14 protein-coding genes are annotated in these 16,741 nt (G+C 66.5%); 3 read left to right on the top strand and 11 right to left on the bottom strand.

The window, feature by feature from the left end:
- The 5 genes from AC1DEL_RS24735 to AC1DEL_RS24755 all read right to left on the bottom strand — a co-directional run.
- Positions 1-225 (bottom strand): ATP-binding cassette domain-containing protein (locus AC1DEL_RS24735; protein WP_477106200.1); only part of this gene is annotated, 225 nt, incomplete at its 3' end.
- 323 nt (positions 226-548) lie between these two features.
- On the bottom strand, positions 549-2,228 hold the full coding sequence (locus AC1DEL_RS24740) for a GMC family oxidoreductase (RefSeq protein ID WP_477126348.1): 1,680 nt from the start codon (positions 2,226-2,228) through the stop codon (positions 549-551).
- 90 nt (positions 2,229-2,318) lie between these two features.
- Entirely contained in the window at positions 2,319-3,182 is an 864-nt protein-coding gene (locus AC1DEL_RS24745) for a lysophospholipase (protein ID WP_477159210.1), read from the bottom strand.
- Between the two features lie 166 nt (positions 3,183-3,348).
- Complete coding sequence (gene cueR, locus AC1DEL_RS24750) at positions 3,349-3,777, bottom strand: Cu(I)-responsive transcriptional regulator (protein ID WP_477108900.1); 429 nt, start codon at positions 3,775-3,777, stop codon at positions 3,349-3,351.
- A complete protein-coding gene (locus AC1DEL_RS24755; RefSeq protein WP_477126349.1) occupies positions 3,774-6,032 on the bottom strand; it encodes a heavy metal translocating P-type ATPase in 2,259 nt (752 codons plus the stop codon). The genes cueR and AC1DEL_RS24755 overlap by 4 nt, the downstream gene beginning before the upstream one ends.
- A gap of 161 nt (positions 6,033-6,193) precedes the next feature.
- Here AC1DEL_RS24755 and AC1DEL_RS24760 point away from each other — a divergent pair, with 161 nt between their 5' ends.
- Together AC1DEL_RS24760 and AC1DEL_RS24765 are read left to right on the top strand one after the other, a co-directional pair.
- Entirely contained in the window at positions 6,194-6,391 is a 198-nt protein-coding gene (locus tag AC1DEL_RS24760) for a heavy-metal-associated domain-containing protein (protein WP_144202742.1), read from the top strand.
- A gap of 119 nt (positions 6,392-6,510) precedes the next feature.
- A complete protein-coding gene (locus AC1DEL_RS24765) occupies positions 6,511-7,395 on the top strand; it encodes a hypothetical protein (RefSeq protein ID WP_144202740.1) in 885 nt (294 codons plus the stop codon).
- 127 nt (positions 7,396-7,522) lie between these two features.
- On the opposite strand, the gene AC1DEL_RS24770 is transcribed toward AC1DEL_RS24765, so the two are convergent.
- The 5 genes from AC1DEL_RS24770 to AC1DEL_RS24790 all read right to left on the bottom strand — a co-directional run bounded on the left by AC1DEL_RS24770 (position 7,523) and on the right by AC1DEL_RS24790 (position 13,525).
- Positions 7,523-8,125 (bottom strand): hypothetical protein, encoded by a 603-nt coding sequence (locus AC1DEL_RS24770; protein WP_144202738.1) that lies wholly within the window; start codon positions 8,123-8,125, stop codon positions 7,523-7,525.
- A 5-nt stretch (positions 8,126-8,130) separates the two neighbouring features.
- The gene (locus tag AC1DEL_RS24775) at positions 8,131-10,227 is read right to left on the bottom strand and encodes a M23 family metallopeptidase (protein ID WP_144202736.1); all 2,097 of its coding nucleotides are present in this window, start codon (positions 10,225-10,227) and stop codon (positions 8,131-8,133) included.
- Positions 10,228-10,510: 283 nt separating this feature from the next.
- Positions 10,511-11,239 (bottom strand): OmpW/AlkL family protein, encoded by a 729-nt coding sequence (locus AC1DEL_RS24780; protein ID WP_092290929.1) that lies wholly within the window; start codon positions 11,237-11,239, stop codon positions 10,511-10,513.
- Between the two features lie 249 nt (positions 11,240-11,488).
- On the bottom strand, positions 11,489-12,457 hold the full coding sequence (locus tag AC1DEL_RS24785; protein WP_477126350.1) for a delta(1)-pyrroline-2-carboxylate reductase family protein: 969 nt from the start codon (positions 12,455-12,457) through the stop codon (positions 11,489-11,491).
- Between the two features lie 69 nt (positions 12,458-12,526).
- Positions 12,527-13,525, bottom strand: a complete 999-nt coding sequence (locus AC1DEL_RS24790; RefSeq protein ID WP_092290933.1) for an aldo/keto reductase — start codon at positions 13,523-13,525, stop codon at positions 12,527-12,529.
- A gap of 87 nt (positions 13,526-13,612) precedes the next feature.
- Between AC1DEL_RS24790 and AC1DEL_RS24795 the strand changes: the two genes are divergently transcribed.
- The gene (locus AC1DEL_RS24795) at positions 13,613-14,539 is read left to right on the top strand and encodes a LysR family transcriptional regulator (RefSeq protein WP_477126351.1); all 927 of its coding nucleotides are present in this window, start codon (positions 13,613-13,615) and stop codon (positions 14,537-14,539) included.
- On the opposite strand, the gene pbpC is transcribed toward AC1DEL_RS24795, so the two are convergent.
- Entirely contained in the window at positions 14,536-16,740 is a 2,205-nt protein-coding gene (pbpC, locus tag AC1DEL_RS24800; protein WP_441645266.1) for a penicillin-binding protein 1C, read from the bottom strand. The two genes, AC1DEL_RS24795 and pbpC, sit on opposite strands and share 4 nt — an antisense overlap.
- Position 16,741 lies beyond the last annotated feature (1 nt).

Genomic DNA, 16,741 nt, shown 5'->3' on the forward strand with positions numbered 1-16,741 from the left:
CGGTTTCTCGCGGGTGATGTCGATGCCGTTGAAAAGGATGGTGCCGGTGGTCGGCTCCAGGAACTTGGTGAGCAGGTTGAAGCAGGTCGTCTTGCCCGCGCCGTTGGGGCCGATCAATGCGTGGATCGAGCCGCGTCGCACCTGCAGGTTGACGTCGCTAACCGCCGTGAACCCCTTGAATTCCTTCGTGAGGTTCTTTGTTTCCAGGATGATTTCCTGAGTCATAGTCTCCTGCCCGCCCTCTTGCTGCGATACCGGGTTGTGCCCGGCACTGACAATGGTTCGAACTCCGGCTTTGTCGCCATGTTTGCCGCGTTATAGGTGTCTGGAAGCGGCGCGGCTGCCGCGATATCCGGGTGGCTCAACCGCCCTGAAGTGCAGGCGGGAGCACCGTATACCGGCGACTATTGTGTGCGTCTGCTGCGTCGCAAAACATCGGGGTTTGCACTAGGCATAAGACATGCAGGAGTCGTCATGTTTCGCCTTGTCTGGTCAACGCTGGCGCGGGTTGGCGGCGGGTTGGGGGCTCCCGCCGCCGACCCGGCACATCACGCCACGGGAATACCCGAAGGCGTGTCAGCAAGCACCTGCACCACGGCGGCGCCACTGGCGCGCAGCTTGCGATCCTCGCGGATCATGTCGCTGGCGCGCTCGGCGATCATGATCGTCGGCGAGTTGGTATTCCCCGACGTGATCAGCGGCATGACGGACGCATCCACCACGCGCAGGCCGGCGATGCCCCGCACGCGCAGGCGGTTGTCCACCACGGCGTCCGGATCGTCGGCGGTGCCCATGCGACAGGTGCCCACCGGGTGGAAAATGGTCGTGCCGATGGCGCCAGCAGCCTCGGCCAGCTGCTCGTCCGTCTCGAAAGCGGCGCCGGGCAGCCATTCCTGGGGCTTGTACGGCGCCAGCGCCGGGGAGGCGACGATGCGGCGCGTCAGGCGCAGCGAATCGGCCGCCACCTTGCGGTCCTCCTCGGTGGCGAGGTAGTTGGGGGCGATGGCCGGTGCGCGCCGGAAATCGGCGTCTTCTATATGTACGCTGCCGCGCGAGCTGGGCCGCAGGTTGCACACGCTGGCCGTGAAGGCGTTGAAGGCGTGGAGCGGATCGCCGAACTTGTCGAGCGACAGCGGCTGCACGTGGTATTCGAGGTTCGGCCGTGTGTAGCTGGGGTCGCTGCGCGCGAACGCGCCGAGTTGCGACGGCGCCATGCTCATCGGCCCGCTCTGGTTGAACGCGTACTGGAGGCCGATGCCGAGCTTGCCCCACCAGCGCGCCACGCGCGTGTTCAGCGTGCGCACGCCATCCACCTTCATCACCGCGCGCAGCTGCAGGTGATCCTGCAGGTTCTCGCCCACGCCCGGCAGCGCCTGCCGCACGCGGATACCGAGCGACTGCAGCCGCTCCGGCTGGCCGATGCCGGACAGCTCCAGCAGCTGGGGCGAATTGATCGCACCCGAGGCCAGGATCACTTCCTCGGTGACGCGTGCCTCGCGGTTCTCCCCGCCGCCGACGAACTGCACGCCGGTGCAGCGGCGCCCGTCGGGGCCGTCGAAGGTCAGCGCGCTGACCTGCGCCCCGGTGACGATGGTCAGGTTGGGCCGGTCCGAGGCGCGTCGCAGGAAGGCCTTGGCCGTGTTCCAGCGAATGCCGCGCCGCTGGTTGACCTCGAAATAGCCGACGCCGAAGTTGTCGCCACGGTTGAAGTCGTCGGTACGGGGGATGCCGGCCTGCTCGGCCGCGTCGATAAAGCGCTCGAGGATGTCCCAGCGCAGCCGCTGGGCCTCCACGCGCCATTCGCCGCCCGCGCCGTGGAAGGCGTTGGCGCCGCGATAGTGGTCTTCGCTGCGCCGGAACAGCGGCAGGACGTTGTCCCAGCGCCAGCCGTCGTCGCCGGCGATGCGCGCCCACTCGTCATAGTCCTCGCGCTGGCCGCGCATATAGATCATGCCGTTGATGGACGAGCTGCCGCCGAGCACGCGCCCGCGCGGGTAGCCGAGCGAGCGGCCATTGAGCCCCGGCTCCGCCACGGTGCGGTACATCCAGTCCGTGCGCGGGTTGCCGATGCAGTACAGGTAGCCCACCGGAATATGAACCCAGTGATAGTCGTCCTTGCCGCCCGCCTCCAGCAGCAGCACGTTGACGTCGGTGTCCTGCGTCAGGCGGTTGGCCAGCACGCAGCCGGCCGAACCGGCGCCCACGATGATGTAGTCGTACGTCTCCATAGTCCCTGGCTAGTCCTTCAATGCGCCCCGGCACATCGGTTTTATTATCGGAATGCCACGGATCATCGCACGACTCGGACCCTGCCGCCGTCAGGGCTTTGCCTGAGCCCCCGCACCCGTCCCCGCCACGGGTGCCGCCCCCAGATGCGCCCGCAGCCAGCCGGAGAGCGCCGCGAACACCTCGCTGCGCAGCGGCTCGGCCTCGTTGAAGATCTCGTGATAACCGTTGTCGAACCAGACCATCTCGCGCAGGTCCTCGGGCGCGTTGTCGTGGAAGGTCCGGCTGCCGGCGRCATCGACGATCCGGTCCGCGCCGCCCACCAGCATCAGCGTGGGCGCCTCGAGCCGGGGCGCGTCGGCCTGCGCCTGGGCCATGCCGTGGAGGAACGTCTCCAGCACGCCGGCGCTGATGGTGCCCTGCACCAATGGATCGGTGCGATAGGCGCGCGCCACCTCGGGGTCGTGCGACAGCTGCCGCGCGTCGATCGGATTCGGCACGCGCAGTTGTGGCGCCAGCGCCAGCAGCAGCCGTTGCACGGTCATCATGCCGCTGGAGATGCGCAGCGCCAGTGCCGGCGAGGACAGGATCAACGCGCGAATCGGCCGCACGCGTGCCGTGGCCAGCCGCGCCGCCACGAGCCCGCCCATGCTGTGGCCGAGCACGATCGGCAATTCGTTCCACTGGCGCACGGTGGCGTCGTGGATCTCGGCGAGGTCATCCACATAGATGTCCGCGTGCGGCACGGCCATGCGCGGGCCGCCGCTGGCGCCATGGCCGCGATGATCATAGGCGCGCACGCGCAGGCCGAGCCCGCACAGCAGCGCCGCCACATGCGGGTAGCGCCCGCTGTGCTCGGCCAGCCCGTGTACCAACAGCAGCGTGCCGAGCGGCTCGGGGTAGCGGTTCGGATCGGGCAGCCAGGTGCGCACCAGCAGCTCGGTGCCGTCGCGCATGCGCTGGCGGGTCTCGGCTGGGGCGATGCTGGGGCGGGCGGCGGCTTCGGTGCCGGGCCGTTCGTCCACGCCGCCCACGTCGTCCGTGCCGATGAGAGGTTCGTCCATCGCTTGTCTCCTGATTGGTACGCCTGCTTCTTCTTGTGGGAATGCTTGCGGCGCGCGGTCAGCGGTGACAGCTCGCACAATCCTTGGAATCCTCGCCGGCGGCGCTCGCCATGTCCGCCAGGATCGGGCAGTCGGGGCGATCGTCGCCGCTGCATGACTCGGCCAGCGCACGCAGCGTGTCTCGCATCGCAGCCAGTTCGGCAATGCGCACTTCGAGATCCGCCACGTGCTTCAGGGTCAGCGCCTTGACGTCCGCGCTGGCCCGCGCGCGGTCGTGCCAGAGCGACAGCAGCCCGCGAATCTCGTCGAGCGAGAATCCCAGATTACGGGCCCGCCGCACGAAGCGCAAGGTGTGCACCGCGCGGTCGTCGTAGCGCCGGTAGCCGCCCTCGGAACGCGGCGGCGTGTCCACCAGGCCGATCGATTCATAGTGGCGGATCATCTTGGCCGTGACGCCAGAGGCCGCTGCGGCTTCTCCGATATTCATCGTGATTCCTCATCAGTCGATCGGGCACTCGCCGCCCCAGCACCCGCCGGATGCCAGCGGCGCAGCAAGAGCGCATTGCCGACCACGCTCACGCTCGAAAACGCCATGGCCGCGCCCGCGACCACCGGGTTCAGCAAGCCGGCGGCGGCCAGCGGAATGCCGATCACGTTGTAGATGAACGCCCAGAACAAATTCTGCCGAATCTTGCGCACGGTGCGGTGCGACACGGCGAGCGCATCGGCCACCAGCGCGGGGTCGCCGCGCATCAGCGTGATGCCGGCGGCGTGCATCGCCACATCGGTGCCGGTGGACATGGCGATGCCCACATCGGCGGCGGCCAGCGCGGGGGCGTCGTTGATGCCGTCGCCGACCATCGCCACCACGGCGGCGCCGTCGCGCTTGAGCGCGGTCACGCGCGCGGCCTTGTCCTCGGGCAGCACCTCGGCCTGGAACTCGTCCAGACCGAGCGCGCGGGCGACCTGCGCGGCGGCGCCGGGGTTGTCGCCGGTCAACATCACGGTGCGGATGCCCGCCGCGCGGAGCCGCGCGATGGCCGGTGCGGCGCCCGGCTTCACGGCATCGCCGAACGCGACGAGACCCGCCACGCGTCCGTCCGCCATCAGCCAGGACATCGTGCGGCCCTCGGCGCGCAGCCGCTCGGCTTCGGCCTGGAGCGGACCGGCGTCGGCGTGCAGGCTGGCGCGCAACGCCTCGCTGCCCAGTTGCAGCGGCTGGCCATCGACCACCCCGGCGATGCCACGCCCCGGCAGCGCACGCACCTCGCTCGCCGGCAGGGGCGCGATACCACGCGCGGCGGCAGCCGCCAGCACGGCACGGGCCAGCGGATGCTCGCTGCCGGACTGCAGCGCCGCCAGGCGCGCCAGCAGCGCGGCTTCGTCCCCATCGGTGGCGATCAGCGCCACCACATCGGGCTTGCCGACGGTGAGCGTGCCAGTCTTGTCGAAGGCGACCACCGACACGCGATGCGCCACCTCCAACGCCTCCGCATCCTTGATCAGGATGCCCGCGCGCGCGCCGGCGCCCGTGCCGGCCATGATCGCGGTCGGCGTGGCCAGCCCCAGCGCGCACGGGCAGGCGATGACGAGCACGGCCACCGCGTTGAGCATCGCGGCGGTCCAGTCGCCGCCCACCAGCCCCCAGCCGAGCAGCGTGGCCGCCGCCAGCGCCAGCACCACCGGCACAAACACCGCGCTGACCTGATCCACCAGCCGCTGGATCGGCGCCTTCGCGGCCTGCGCGTGCTCCACCATGCGGATGATGCGCGCCAGCACGGTCTCCGCGCCCACCGCCACGGTGCGCGCCACCAGCAGCCCTTCGGCATTGATCGCGCCACCGGTGAGGCGATCCCCGGCGCGCTTCGGCACCGGCACGGACTCGCCGGTCAGCATCGATTCATCGACATGGCTGCTGCCTTCGATCACCTCGGCATCCACCGGAATACGTTCGCCGGGACGCACGATGACTTCGTCGCCCACGCGCACGGCGGCCAGCGGCACGGTGGCTTCCACGCCGTGCCGACGCACCTGTGCGGTATCCGGCCGCAGCGCGGCCAGCGCGCGGATGGCGGCGGCGGTCTGACGCTTGGCGCGCGTCTCCAGCCACTTGCCGAGCCGCACCAGCGTGATGACCACGGCGGCGCTCTCGAAGTAGAGGTGCGGCATGACGTCGTGCGCCATCGCCATCTGCCACAGTGACAGCCCATACGCGGCGGACGTGCCGAGCGCCACGAGCAGGTCCATATTGCCGGCCCCGGCGCGCACGGCCTTCCAGCCGGCCTTGTAGAAGCGCCAGCCGAACACGAACTGCACCGGCGTAGCCAGCAGCCACTGGACCCACCCGGGCAGCATCGCGTGGATGCCGAACCACTCGAGCACCATCGGCGCCACCAGCGGCACGGACAGCGCGGCGGAGATCGCCACGGGCCACGGGCCGGACCAGAAATCGGCATGCCCCGCCTCCGCCGACACCGATGCCTCGTCCGCCGGAACCGGCGTGGCCGCATAGCCGGCGCGCGTGACGGCATCGGCCAGCGCCGCCGCATCCACGGCGCCACGCTGCACGGTGACGGCGGCGCGCTCGGTGGCAAGGTTGACCTGGGCATCCTCGACGCCGGGCACCGCGCGCAACGCACGCTCCACCCGGCCCACGCATGACGCGCAGGTCATGTCGGCGATGTTCAGGTCGATGGTGTCGCGCGGCCCTTCGGCGGCGATCAGGGCGGGGGTACTGGACATGACAGGAAAACTCCACGGGAGCCATCGATAGCGATGACTGCACTGTGAACCCTACCATGATTGGAAGGTCAAGGTCTTTGCGCGACGCGGAAAGCGCTTGCGCTTCCCATGGTGGGAAGGTTCACACTGCAGGCTATCGTCATTAATCCCGGAGTTCCAAGATGATCCAGTTCCAAGTCGAAGGCATGTCCTGCAACCATTGCGTCCGCGCCATCACCCAGGCCGTGCAGGCCGTTGATCCTGCGGCACGCGTCACGGCCGATGTGCCGACGCAGGCGGTGAAGGTGGAATCGGGCGCGGATCGACAGGCGCTGCGGCAGGCGATCGAGGGGGCGGGGTATCCGGTGAGGGCGGAGTGAATCTGGCGCCATTTTGTGTTGCGCCTGAATCATCGCAATTTCAGCGTATGGCCATAGCCGGAGCGCAACCCGTCATATAGATTCCGCGGTCCAAGCTTCCTCGACCGCGATCCATCGATATGAAACCGTTGCGATGCCTGCTCGTTCTCATCGGCACTTTTACGCTGTCCAACGGGGCCACCGCCTCTCCGCAGGAGCCTGATGAATTGCCGACACGCTATGTGTCGGCCCCAAACCTCCCCTATTCCTCGATGCAAGAGTGGGAAGGACGCGTGGCAGTGGTCAGGGCCAGATCAGGCTCTTACGGTGTCAGGGACCCGTCGACGCGGCGCGAGATACTGCGGCCTAATTGGAAGGCCGTCGAGATCATTCAGGCAAGGCACCCCAGCCCCGCCGTGGCGCCCCCTGTCCCGGCCTACCTGCTGGCAACGCAGGTGCGCATGCAGCTCTTCACCTTGTCCGGCGAGCCCGTCGATGTCCCGCCGTTTGACAGGATCGAGGTCCTGCACGACTTCTTCGTTTCCCTGCGCCCCGGTCTGATGCTGTGGAAAACAACGGATCTGCAGGCCAAAACCTGCATGCTCTACAGCATGGGTTTCCGGCCGCTGCTCCGCACACCCATGCCGCTCGACGTTTTCGGCAAATGTCCGGCTGAGTATTTCAAGGAATACTCCAGCTTCGCATTCACCGACACGGCGGAAAAGAGTCGGATATACCGCAAGGAACTTGCCGGTCCCGAAGGTCTGCTGCTTCCGACCGCCGCGAATATCGACGGCACCATCGTTTTTCGTTATGAAGACGGCTCTCTGGTCTTGAGGCGGCGTCGCGGTGGACCGCTGGAATATCGCCTGGTCAATGCCGCCGCACAGGATGTCCAGGGCGCAAGTTTCAGTAGATTCCGAACGTTTGGCCGTCGCCCTCTGGTCCTGCATGAGGGGAAATGGCGGACCCTCAATCCTGACGGCACCCTCGGTTCACGGCTCTTGTTCAGGTTCAGTTCCTGACGGCATCGCGCGAACCCCACCATGAAAAAGGGCACCCTAGGGTGCCCTTCTTGTCACATCACGTCCGGATCAAACCGATCAGAACCGATACCCCACATTCAGGAAGGTAACGATCGGGCGCCAAGTCTCAAGGGCGGCGAATCGCAGCCTTTGGACAGTCATCCGGCCCACTCATCATACGGGCTGAACTGAGGGCGTTGACGAGTGCGTTTCTCGCCTTCACGACTTCGCGGTGGTATTTGGTCCGATTCTTCTTTCCAATATTTTCACCAAGTAAAGTATTGATCGAGACAGTGTATTTTCCATTGGATGCAACAGCAACATAGCATTGTCCGCCGTATTGGGATTCTGCTCCCCTGCCGTCCGTCCATCCACAGATAGGAAAGCTCTCCAGTAGCGTGCGTCCTCGATATTTCGTCTTCGAGATTGTCTCGGTGAAGTGAGAAATCACGAGGTGCCCATCCGCATCGTGCCAGTAGGGAACGCCCTCCTCCTTCGTCGCGGCGCACCGATCGAGGTTGGCATTGCACACGGTGAATGTATCAACGATATGTGGAGAGCTACGGCGAGGAAGATCAATGGCATCTATTTGGATTTGCCCTCCCTCGCGATGTGACGTGCTGCAAGAAGCGTCTTGATAGTGACCTGACCCGTAGGCGTTCGTACTGAATCGAGGGGCGCTCGCGACGTGGCTGGCAGGGGCCATAATCGCCAAGACAAGAATCACCATACCTCTCATTTCGGACCATCTCCAACGATGAGATATATGCGCATCGTGTGGTGGATGCGATTCTCAAGTCCGTTATGACCTCCGTTAATTGTCACGGTAACCGTCCTTACCGATTTTTCATCGACAGGTGCTGCATCGACCGTAGCGTTGATTGTGCTTCGGAGATGTGGCCCACCCGAATTCGGTGTGGCTTCCCAATACCAGGCCGCTGTCTCGATCGTGAGCGCGTCGTCATGGATCAGGCGGTCCGGCTCGGCTATTGCAGGGCGCACAGATTTGGGTCTTGACCACCAACTTTGGCTAAAACTGGTCCGAAATATCCACCCCTTGTACACCCAAAACTCGGCATAGTTATATTTTCCCGTGAGCTGCTTCATCCCCCTTCCCCGGAATCTATAGCCGTCACCGGGTAAGTCATTCCCCAGCTTTCCCCCATACAACGTATTGCACGATGATTCGCTTCGCCTTTCATCCATCCAGGTAAGCGTCCTTGACTCCTCGGCCCCTTGGCCAAGGAAATGAGCAATACGCTTCGAGCTTTGCGCAAGCAGGTGCTTTCGAATGAAGCGATTCAGAATCGGGCGATATTTTTCCCGGAGCTTTGCGGGTAGCGCATTCGCAGCAGACGTCACTTTCCCCCCGCTCTTTTGGGTGTAGGTAGTCGGAAAAATCTGTTCGAACTCATGCTCACTGAGCCATCCACACTTCCTGAAATGCCGAATAAACGCCAATGGATGAAAGAACCACAGCTTCTCTGTGGTGGTGGACGGCAGCCCGGTCTTGTCCCAGAACTGGGCCTTGCCGACGAACGCCATGAACCGTTGAAATCCCGCAAGGTCGCCCTCTCCGGGTTCCTTCAGCTTCTGGTATCGAGCCTCTTTGTTCGACCCATCCCACTCCGACGGCATCTCGCACACCATGCCTCGCAGCTTTTCCCTGACGCCCTCTCCCATTTGCACGTAGTAGCGCATTGCCTTGTTTGCGGAGCTGCCGGCGTACGGGTTATGGCCGGGATTCTTGTCCTTCAGTAGATTCTTGAGCAAATCGATATCGCACAGTCCGTCCCGCGCGAAAGGCCCCGCGCCTTCGCTAACCTTTTCCCAACCCATGAAACTCGGGAAGTCCGCGTCGGACAGTTTCTGGATGCCTGCGTTGTGGATGTCGACATACCCCTGCTTGTCCTGATCGAATGCCACGCGGAACCATGTCGCCCGATTTCCGGCCGGCAACGTTTCGGGCCGGCTGAGAATGCGCCCGAAGCGCAAGAGCTCATAGCCATCACTGGGACAGGCCGGGTACAGGGCACAAGCACGCGCGTACATGCTGTATTCGTAATCCGCCTCGAGGATCGGCGTCGCTGTCAACAGCGTGCGTTGCCCCTCCCCGTCATCGCGCCATACGCGTGTCAGTTTCTGCCCGCTCCGGAACTTCACCTCGATATAGAGTTTCCGAGCGGTCGCTGTGGTGCCCTTCAGGGGCGGAAACTCGATGCCATTCAGTTTGTCCTTAACCGTGCCGGATGGCTGTGCCAGGATTGGCAGTCCGGCCGGAATCACGTAATAGCTATCGCCCCAATAATCCGTCGATGCAGGCGTTGACGGATTGGCTCGTCCCAGCTGCGTGCCACTGAAGTACGCCTCGAAATCCGCCCGGGTCATGAATATCTCGAAGTGCAGATACATGCGCCCATTGCACTGTCCGATCCAACCGAGAACATCCTTGCGGGAGACCTTTTTTCCGTCACCGGACTCGATACCGCTCGGCATGCGTAGCCACTCCGGCAAGTCCTTCGGGTTGCAATTGCCCCCGTAGCCACCAAGATGGCGCAGGTGCATATAGAGCGAATAGAACCGCAGCTTGCAGTTTTCACCGGTCTCCGTCTCGTGCCGTAAGAGCACGAAGCCGAGATCGCTGTCTTTGACCGCCCCGTCGGGTCCATCCAGATGCTGGCAGACGCGATAGGCCACCACTTCACCATCGGCAACCGCGCGAACGGCCTCATTCTGGCTCCGGGACGCGATGTGGCATCCGCCGTGCCAGCGACGATCGACGCCGATGGGATAAGTAGGATCGAACTGCTCCCCCTCGTCCGCGAGATCCATGACGTCCGCGCGTGCGTCGGTCGGGTTAGGGCCAATGGGGCTAGGGAGAAACGGAGGACTGATGAGCATGAGCCGCAGAGCAGTAAGCCGATAGGAAACGGCATACTAGAAGCGGGGAGCGGGACACTACAATCGCAGAACTCCGAAATTGGCAGCGGAGTTTGCGGCCGCGAGGTTTGCGGCGACTGCGGAAATTGAGAAACGTCCGAGCAGGGGCGTCAATGGGCGCCCACCGCCCAACCGCAGGCACCCGGAGGTGCCCGCGTCAAGCCGGATCAATCGATCAGAACCGATACCCCACATTCAGGAAGGTAACGATCGGGTCGATCTTGATCTTGGTGTGCGACTGCACCTGCGCGCCGTTGGCCAGCGTGGTGGTGAAGTTGGCGGTGGTCGAGATCGGCACGTAGGACACCGACAGGCCGACGAACCAGTTGTCGGTCACGGCATAGTTGGCGCCGACGTTGAACACCGGGTTCCACGACGGCTTGGCCGAGGCGGTCATGGTCGAGCCCGGGCCGAATTCGCTCTGCACGAAGGTCTGGTTGGTGACCGTTTCGCCCGTGAACCACGTGTAGTTCACGCCGATGCCCACGTACGGGCGGAACTTCGTCTTGGCGTCGAAGAAGTGCCACTTGGCGACGATGGCCGGGCTCCACTGGCGCACCTTGCCGAGCTTGCCGTACTTCTCGTAGCCACGGTCACCGCTCACGTCGTGCTCCGGCGGAATGCCGGCCACGAATTCCGTGGAGATGTTGTCCGTGAAGAAGTGGCTGAACGCCAGGCCGACCGTGTCGGCCGAGTCGATCGTGGCGCCCGTGTTCTGGCGCTGCAGGCCACCGGTGGGACGGCCCGCGACCGAGTCGATCGTCAGGAATTCCGAGTGGCCCTGCGGCATCACCCGGAACCAGCCCAGGCTGACGATATTGCTGCCCGCGGATTGTGCTTGTGCCACGCCCGCCAGCGTCATTGCGGCGGCGGCCACGAGCATCTTCTTATAGGTGTTCTTCATGATTCGTCTTACTCCTCATCCTCGTTCTGTCTCAACTCACTGCTGGCACGCATTATCCGTCTCACGGACGGCAAGCTGTTTCAAACGTGATACCGGGAGGTAGAAGAATTGCCCTAAAGGCAGGGTTAACCCAAGAACCTCACACAAATCGAGGTCGAATTCGCCCCAAAACGCGGCTTTCGCGCAACGGTTCTGTTCACAAAACGAGAATCCATTCGAGCAGCGTGGTTTTTCCGCTGAGGACGAAGGTCAGCCGGCGTCACTCCGGCTCGCCAGCACGCAGGCAGCGAGGTCCCAGAGCGCGTAGCCCACGCTCTTGAAGACCAGCGGGCAGCCGGTGCGGGCGCGCAGGGCGTCGGCATCGAGAATGGCGGTTTCGAATGGCTGGACCGTGGCCCAGTCGATGCCAGCCTGGAGCAGGTCGCCCGCCTCGTCCTCGATGCCGAACAGGGTGTCGGCCAGCAGCCGGCCTCGGGCGGAGGCGGTCTGGCAGAGCACGGGCGGCAGCTCGCACATATCGGGGCGGAATGCGCCGACGCCGGCGACGAAGTGTCGATCTGTCCACAACCCACTGTCGAGGTCGGGGAGCACCGCCGTGCGGCTCGACGTCACCGTGACGACCATCGACACATGTGGAAGTGCCTCGGCCACATCGTCGATCACCCTCGCTTCCACGCCGAGGGCGCGCGCCTGGGTGGCCAGCGCCTCGGCCTTGTCGCGCGTGCGCGACTGCAGCCAGACCCGCCGTACCGGCAGGCCGGCCACGAAGGCCTCGAGGTGGGTCTGCGCCTGCACGCCGGCGCCGACGATCAGCAGCTCGCCATCGGACTCGGGCGCGAACGACTGCGCCGCCAGCAGCGTGACCGCCGCCGTGCGTCGCCCCGTGACCGTGGGGCCATCGAGCATGGCGATCCGCTCGCCCGTTTGCGCATTGGCGACCAGCACTTCGCCGAGGATGGTCGGCAGGCCGCGCCGGGGATTGTCGGGATGGACGGTGATGTTCTTGGTCATCACCAGGTCGCGGTTGCGCGCAGGCATGACCAGCAGCGTCCCGGCGCCGCTCGCGGCGTCGCCCACGGGCAGCGCGATGCGCGGCGGCGCCATCGCGCTGCCATCCCGCAGTTCAGCGAGCATGGCGGCGATGGCCTGGGCCAGTTCGGGATACGGCAGGCGGGCCGCCGTGGCGGCGGCGTCGAGTGGGACGAAGGCGTTGGGCATCGGGCGACGGATGGGTGACAGGTGGGCCGAAGGCAATCCGCCATTGTCCCCCATGCCGCGCCCCCGGGATCAGCGCGACAGCATCCCCATCACCGCCGCGGCGTAGCGCGTACCCGCCGCTGCGCCGGCCGGGAATACGGCCTCGATGTCGGCAAGATCCTGCGCTCCGAGCCGCACATCGAGCGCACCAAGGTTGTCATCGAGATTGGCGATGCGGCGCGTGCCCGGAATCGGCACCACATGCTCGCCGCGCGCCAGCACCCAGGCCAGCGCCAGTTGCGCCGGCGTGCAGCCGCGGGCATCGGCCAGCGCACGGACCTTGTCCACCAGCGCCAGGTTGCGGGCGAAGTTCTCGCCGATAAAGCGCGGATTGGTCTTGCGATAGTCGTCCGCATCGAAGTCGTCTGGCGTGCGGATGGCCCCGGTTAGGAAGCCGCGCCCGAGCGGGCTGTACGGCACGAAGCCGATGCCGAGCCGCTCGCACGTGGCGTAGATGCCGTTTTCGTCCACGTCACGCGTCCACAGCGAGTACTCGGTCTGCAGCGCGGTGAGTGGATGCACCGCGTGGGCGCGTTCGATGGTCTCCGCGCCCGCCTCTGACAGCCCAATCCAGCGCACCTTGCCCGCCTGGACCAGTTCGGCCATCGCGCCGACGGTGTCCTCGATCGGCACGGTCGGGTCCACGCGATGCTGGTAATAGAGATCGATGGTGTCGAGGCCCAGCCGCTTCAGGCTGGCATCGCAGGCGGCACGCACGTACTCGGGCCGCCCGTTCACGCCGCGCGCCGCCGGATTGGCCGGGTCGCGCACCATGCCGAACTTGGTCGCCAGCACCACCTTGTCGCGCCGCCCGCCGGCCAGCGCGCGGCCAAGCAACTGCTCATTGGTGTGCGGGCCGTAGATGTCGGCCGTGTCGAGCAGGTTCACGCCGCGCTCGATGGCATGGTGGATCGTGCGGATCGACTCGGCGTCGTCGTGCGCACCGTAGAAGTCGCTCATGCCCATGCAGCCGAGGCCCAGCGGGAAGACGTCGGGGCCGACCCGGCCCAGTTTGCGCATTGCGGTCATGTGAGACTCCTTGTGACGGGGTTGGAAACTGGCGCCCAGTATCCCCATCCCGCGCGATCGGAAACAGCATGCTACGCTGCATGCATCATGAAGCCCGACTTCACAATCGATCCTGATTCCCTGCCCTCGCTGGCCGCCTTCACCTGCGTGGCGCGGCTTGGCAGCTTCACGGCCGCTGCCGGCGCGCTGGGCGTCAGCCCCTCGGCGGTCTCCCAGACCATCCGGCACCTGGAAGACCGGCTGGGTGTGCGGCTGCTGCAGCGGACCACGCGCCATGTCGGCCTGACCGAGGCCGGCGCGGCACTGCTGGCCCGCGTGGCGCCGGCGCTGGCCGAGATCCAGGCGGCCACCGAGGACGCCCGCGCCCAGCGCGACACCCCGGTCGGCACGCTGCGGCTGACCAGTTCGCACTCGGCGGTGGTCATCGCGCTGCGGCCGATCCTGACGGACTTCATGCGCGCCTATCCGTCGATCTGCGTCGATCTGGTCACCGACGACCGCTTCGTCGACCTGATCGCCGAAGGTTTCGACGCCGGCCTGCGGCTGGGCGAGGCACTCCACCAGGACATGGTGGCGATTCCAGTGACCGGCCCGCTGCGGATGTTCGTGGCGGCCTCGCCCGACTACCTCGCCCGCCACGGCACGCCGCAGACGCCGCACGCACTGCATCAGCACGCCTGCCTGCAATACCGCTTCGGGCCGATAGGTTCGGTGTATCGCTGGGAGTTCGCGCGCGGCGGGCGGCCGTTCACGGTCGATACGCGCGCCGCGCTGATCGCCAATGACAAGACCATGCTGCATCAGGCTGCGGTGGCCGGGCTCGGCCTGATCTACGAGTTCCCGCACCACATCCAGGCCGCGCTCGCGGCAGGCCAGCTCGTCACCGTGCTGGAAGACTGGACGCCGCCGTTCTCGGGCTTCTACCTCTACTACCCGAGCCGCGCGCTGATGCCGCCCAAGCTGCGCGTATTCGTCGATTTCCTCAAGGCGCGCGGCCTGCCGGCAACGGCCTAGCGCCGCATCGACGTGCGCCGCGGCCCGGCCTCGCGCACGCTGGCGCCGCGCACCTCGATGCCGATGTCATCGACGACCTTGCCCGCCGCATCGACCAGTTCCACGCGATGCCGGCCCGGCCACGGCAGCCACGCCAGCTGCCCACCCTTGCCGAGCGGCTTGCCGTCGATGCGCCAGCTCACCGCGCGCGCCGTCTGCCCGGTCAGCCCATCGGCATGGAACCAGACGCGTTGCGCATCGGGCGGAATATCGGGATCGAGCGCGAAGATCGTGCCGTCCCTGGGACTGGCGATGGCCGGCGTGCCGCTCGACGGTGGCGCCGCGCCCACGTTGATGCGCGTCACGGCGGTGCCGGCCAGGAACACTTCCTCGCGCGCCGGCTCGAGGTTGTCGGCGAAGGTCAGCGGCACCCGCTCCACGCCGGCCGGCATCGCGGGCGCGCGGCTGGACGACTGCCGATGGAGCGCCGCCATCACGTCGTGCCACACCGGCGCCGCGCCGGAGACCCCCGACACATCGTGCATGCTCGCGCCGCTGGCGTTGCCGATCCACACGCCCACCGTGTAGCGCTGCGACCAGCCGATGCACCAGTTGTCGCGCATGTCCTTGCTGGTGCCGGTCTTCACGGCGGTCCAGAAGCGCGTGGTCAGCGGGCTGTCGAGGCCGAAGGTTCGCGCCCGCGCGTGGCGGTCGGCCAGCACATCGCCAATCACATAGCTGGCCGCCGGACTCATCACGGGCTGGCGGGGCACCGTCGCCCCGTCCACGGTCATCCGCACCGGGCCGTAGGCGCCCTGGTTCGCAAAACTCCGATAGGCATTGGTCAGCGACAGCAGCGACACATCGGCGCTGCCCAGCGCGAGGCTGTAGCCGTAGTAATCGCCCGATTCGGTGAGCGGCAGGCCCAGCGCCACCAGCCGCCGATGAAAGCGATGCGGCGTGACCATCACCAGCGTCCGCACGGCCGGCACGTTCAGTGACGAGCCGAGCGCCGCGCGCAGGCTGACCCAGCCCGCGTAGCGATGATCGTAATTCTGCGGAATGTAGAGCCCGCCGCCGGTCGGCAGGTTGACCGGACGGTCATCGAGCAGCGACGCGGCCGTCAGCCTGCGTTCCTCGATGGCCTGCGCGTACAGGAACGGCTTCAGCGTCGAGCCGGCCTGACGCGGCGCAGCGGCGTGATCGACCTGTGCGGCCGACGACAGCGCGCCTGAGGAGCCCACATAGGCCAGCACATCGCCGCTGGCATTGTCGATGACCACCACGGCGCCGTCCTCGGCATTGCGCCCGGCCAGTTCGCGCAGATGGCGCGACAGGCTGTCCACGGCCACGCGCTGCACCTCGGCATCGACCGTGGAAGCGATGCGCGCCGGCACCGGCCGCCCTGCCGGCAGCGTCTCGCGCGTATGGGCGATCACGGCGCGCGCAAGGTGCGGCGCCAGATTGGTCCGGAAACTCGCGTCCGGCACGCTGGCCGACTTCGCCAAGGCCAGCGCCGTGAAGCCATCCAGGCCGTCGCACTCGCGCGGCTGCTTCATCTCGCGCAGGATGCGGCACGCCCGCACCGACACCTGCCCCGGCGCGGCGTTGGGGCCGCGCACCAGCGCCACGGCCAGTGCCGCCTCGCGCGCATTCAGGCCGCTCGGCACCTTGCCGAACAGCGTCTGCGACATCGCCGAGAGCCCCACCAGCTCGCCCCGGAACGGCACGAGGTTCAGGTATGCCTCGAGGATCTGGTCCTTGCTCCAGCCGTGTTCGAGCGAGGCGGCGCTGACCGCCTGCCCTACCTTCTGGCCGAAGCTGCGCCCGCGCGCGGCACGCAGGTCTTCATCGAGCAGACCGGCCAGCTGCATGGTCAGCGTGGACGCGCCGCGCGTGCGCGTGTTCCACATATTGGCCCACGCGGCGGCGGCCACGCCCTGCCAGTCCACGCCGCTGTGCGCGTAGAAGCGCCGGTCCTCGGACAGCACGATGGCCGTGCGCAGGGCCGGCGAGGTGTCGGCCAGCGTCACCCAGTCGCCACGCCGCGCGCGGAAGTCGTCCCGCACGCGCGCCACGGGTTCGCCGTGGCGATCCATCACGACGATGTCGGCGCTGCGCCAGTTGTCGCGCACGTCGCGGAAGGCGGGCACCGCCGCCGCCGAGGACGTGGCTGCGGCCAGCGCGAGCAGGACGAGTGGGGCAAACAAGCGGCGCGGCATC

It is taken from the genome of Cupriavidus sp. 10L43_2, assembly GCF_056395265.1.